This window comes from Nocardiopsis halotolerans DSM 44410 (assembly GCF_000341065.1).
GTDB classification, from domain to species: domain Bacteria; phylum Actinomycetota; class Actinomycetes; order Streptosporangiales; family Streptosporangiaceae; genus Nocardiopsis; species Nocardiopsis halotolerans.
On the sequence record NZ_ANAX01000018.1, the window covers coordinates 1 to 3,115 of the forward strand.

Sequence of the window (3,115 nt, forward strand, 5' to 3'; positions counted from 1 at the left end):
CCGTCCAGGGCCAGGACGTCGCCGTAGCGGACGGTGGCGTCGGTGACCTCGATGGCGGTGTTCACGGACGGTCCCCCTTCGGTCCGGTGGCGGCGGCCCCGGCGTCTTCTCGGGTGGTCGCCGACTCCGGTGGTCGTGGCTCCGGGGCGGGCGGGGGAGGCGGCGATGATCCTCGCCGACCAGCGGTGTGAAGAAGCCTCATCTTGAAAGTTCGGCACGCCTAACTTTTTACCACAAGCGGGCCAAACTACACATGGCGATGGTGTTCGGGGCGGGTCGTGGCCGGATCCGGACACACCCACTACCCGTGCGGACCTGGGCCACACACGGGTCGGTGCGCGGAGGCGGGGTGCCGCCGCTCCCCCGTCCGCGCCTGGAGACGGCTCAGCGGCGGGGTGTCAGAGGCGGTCGGTGCCGCCGGACCGGGCCGCGGTGATCACGCCCTGCACGGCCGCGTCGATGCGCTCGGCGGCGTGGTCGGGGTCGGGGCGGCCCTCGTCGAGCCAGGCGATGGCGCCCTCGACGGCCACGGTGAACACCAGGCGCGCGGCCCAGCGCGCCCAGGCCGGGTCGGGGATCATCTGCGCGAGCTGACGTAGGGCCAACTCGACCGAGGCCGCGGTCAGTCCGTCGACCAGGTCGCGAAACTCCGGTTCGCGCGCGGCGTGGCGGAACAGCAGGCGGAACCCGTCGGGCTCCTCGGAGGCGGCCTCCAGGAGCGCCGGGATGCTCGCGTCGGTGAAGTTCCCCTCGCCCACGCGCTCGCTCAGGCGTGCGCACGCCCGGTCCAGGGTCGCCCGGTACATCTGGTTCTTGGACTCGAAGTGCCGGTAGAGGATCACCCGGCTGATCCCGGCCTCGGTGGCCACGTCGTCCAGGGAGGTGTCGGTGAAGCCGGCGCGGGCGAAGGCCCGGGTCGCCGCGTCCAGGATCTGCGCGCGGCGCTCGGTGCGGCGCATCCGCCGCACCGGTGTGGCCTCCTGGCGTCGCGCGGGTTCGTCGGTCATCACGCCCCTCCTTGTTGATTCCGGAGTTTACATGTAGCTTTGTTTAATCGTGAGTATACAAAGATGGGTAAACACATGGAGGCCTCCATGCTCCCGCAGCTGCCCTTCGACCGCCCCGGCCCTCTGGCCGTTCCGCCCGCACTGGAGCGTCTGCGCACGACGGGGGCCGTCCACCGCGTGCGCACCCGCACCGGGGACGAGGCCTGGCTCGTCACCGGATACGAGCAGGTCCGCTCCCTCCTCACCGACGAGCGTCTGGGCCTCTCCCACCCCGACCCGGCCAGTGCCGCCCGCACCGGTGCGTCCGCGCTCTTCGGCGGCCCCCAGGGCGACTTCGCCACCGAGAGGACCGACCACGCCCGGATGCGCTCCCTGCTCCAACCGCACTTCACGCCCCGGCGCGTGCGCTCCCTGGCACCGCGTGTCAACGAGCTGGTCACCTCCCTGCTCGACGACCTGGAAGGGAGTCCCCGGCCGGCCGACCTGGTCGAGTCCCTGGCCGTGCCGTTGCCGGTCCTGGTCATCTGCGAACTGCTGGGAGTGCCCTACGCCGACCGCGATCGCTTCCGCGCCTGGAGCCGCGACGCGGCCGACACCGCCGACCGCGCCCGCTCCGAACGCGGCCTGGGCGACCTGTTCGCCTACGGTGTGGACCTGGTGACCCGTAAGCGCCGCGCCCCGGGTGACGACGTCATCTCCCGTCTCGCCCAGGATCCGGACGTGGGCGACGATGAGGCGGCCATGCTCGCCATGGCCCTGCTCTTCGCCGGACACGAGACCACCGTGACCCAGATCGGCCTGGGTGTGTTGTGCCTGCTCACCCACCCCGACCAGTACCAGGCCCTGGGCCGCGACCCCGGTCTGGTGCCCGGCGCGGTCGAGGAGGTCCTGCGTGCCCCGGCCCGGGGCGGCGACGGCGTCCCCCGCTACGCCCGCACCGACATCGACATCGACGGGGTCACCATCGGCGCCGGGGAGCTGGTGCTGTGCGACACCGGAGCCGCCAACCACGACCCCGGCGCCTTCCGCGAACCCGACCGCTTCGACATCACCCGCGCGGGCGCTGCCCACCTGACCTTCGGGCACGGCGCCCGCTACTGCGTCGGCGCCCCGTTGGCACGCCTGGAGCTGCACGCCGTGCTGGCCGGTCTCACCTCGCGTTTTCCGACGCTGCGCCTGGCCGTCGACGTCGACGAACTGCGCACGCGGCACGACGTGCTGACCGGCGGCCTGGTCCGCCTGCCGGTGGAGTGGTGAGCGGAGCGGCACGCCCGGGGAGGCGGCACGCGACCGCCCCTTGGGTGGCCCGGACGGTCCCCCGCAGTCAGTGACACACGGCCGGTGCTCACGCGTCCTCGCCCAGGTCGAGGTCCTCCAGCGCGGAGACGACCTGGCGTCGGGCCTCGGGCGCGAGACCGCGCAGGGGCCGGGGCAGGTTGACCTCGGGTGCCAGTCCCAGGTGGGAGGCGGCGGCGGAGACCACGCGCAGACTGCCGTACCGGCGGAACAGCTCCCACAGCGGCGCCAACCGGTCGGACAGCGCCATGGCCCCGGCCGCGTCCCCGCCCTGGGCCGCGCGGGTCAGGGCGAGCGCGGTGCGCGGGAGGAGGCCGCCGATGACGGAGTACCAGGCATCGCAGCCCGAGGTCAGGCCGGTGGCGGCGGACCCGTCGCCGCTGACGCCGATGGTGACGGTGCTCGGAACGAGCGCCCGCAGTGCCCGAACGCGTTCCCCGGCCGCGTCCGGGTCCGCGGGCACCGGCGGGATCTTGACGGAGGCGACCCGCGGCAGGTGGGCGATGCGGGAGTGGAGTTCGTCGGTGAAGCGCACGTGGGTGGTGGCGGGGTTGTCGTAGACGCACAGCGGCACGGACAACTCCCGGCAGACCTCCTCGTACAGGCCGAACACCTCGTCCTCGGTGAGCGGCTGGTACGTCATCGGGGCGAGTAGTACCGCCGAGGCGCCCGCCTTCTGCGCGTCCTCGGCCAGCGCGAGGACCCGCTCGGTACGCAGCGCGCCGATGCCGACCATGACCGGGGTTCCCTCGGCGGCCTCGACGGCGAGCCGTGCCGCACGGGCGCGTTGCTCACGGGAGAGGTAGGGGGAG

At 73.2% G+C, this 3,115-nt stretch carries 4 protein-coding genes; 1 reads left to right on the forward strand and 3 read right to left on the reverse strand.

The window, feature by feature from the left end; all coding sequences use genetic code 11:
• Together D455_RS28835 and D455_RS0101155 are read right to left on the reverse strand one after the other, a co-directional pair.
• On the reverse strand, window positions 1-218 hold a 218-nt coding region (locus tag D455_RS28835), incomplete at its 3' end, for a hypothetical protein (protein ID WP_040684256.1).
• Window positions 219-398: 180 nt separating this feature from the next.
• Window positions 399-1,007 carry a TetR/AcrR family transcriptional regulator gene (locus D455_RS0101155; protein ID WP_017568927.1) on the reverse strand — a complete coding sequence of 203 codons (609 nt, stop codon included), beginning with the start codon at window positions 1,005-1,007 and terminating at the stop codon, window positions 399-401.
• A 63-nt stretch (window positions 1,008-1,070) separates the two neighbouring features.
• Between D455_RS0101155 and D455_RS0101160 the strand changes: the two genes are divergently transcribed.
• Window positions 1,071-2,264 carry a cytochrome P450 gene (locus D455_RS0101160; RefSeq protein WP_241480132.1) on the forward strand — a complete coding sequence of 398 codons (1,194 nt, stop codon included), beginning with the start codon at window positions 1,071-1,073 and terminating at the stop codon, window positions 2,262-2,264.
• An 88-nt stretch (window positions 2,265-2,352) separates the two neighbouring features.
• Here the strand turns inward: D455_RS0101160 and D455_RS0101165 are convergent.
• On the reverse strand, window positions 2,353-3,115 hold a 763-nt coding region (locus D455_RS0101165), incomplete at its 5' end, for a dihydrodipicolinate synthase family protein (protein WP_017568929.1).

What these genes read in the sequence shown, in the direction of transcription:
- D455_RS0101155 (WP_017568927.1), bottom strand. Translation starts at nt 1,007, where the DNA reads ATGACCGACGAACCCGCGCGACGCCAGGAGGCCACACCGGTGCGGCGG.
- D455_RS0101160 (WP_241480132.1), top strand. Translation starts at nt 1,071, where the DNA reads ATGGGTAAACACATGGAGGCCTCCATGCTCCCGCAGCTGCCCTTCGAC.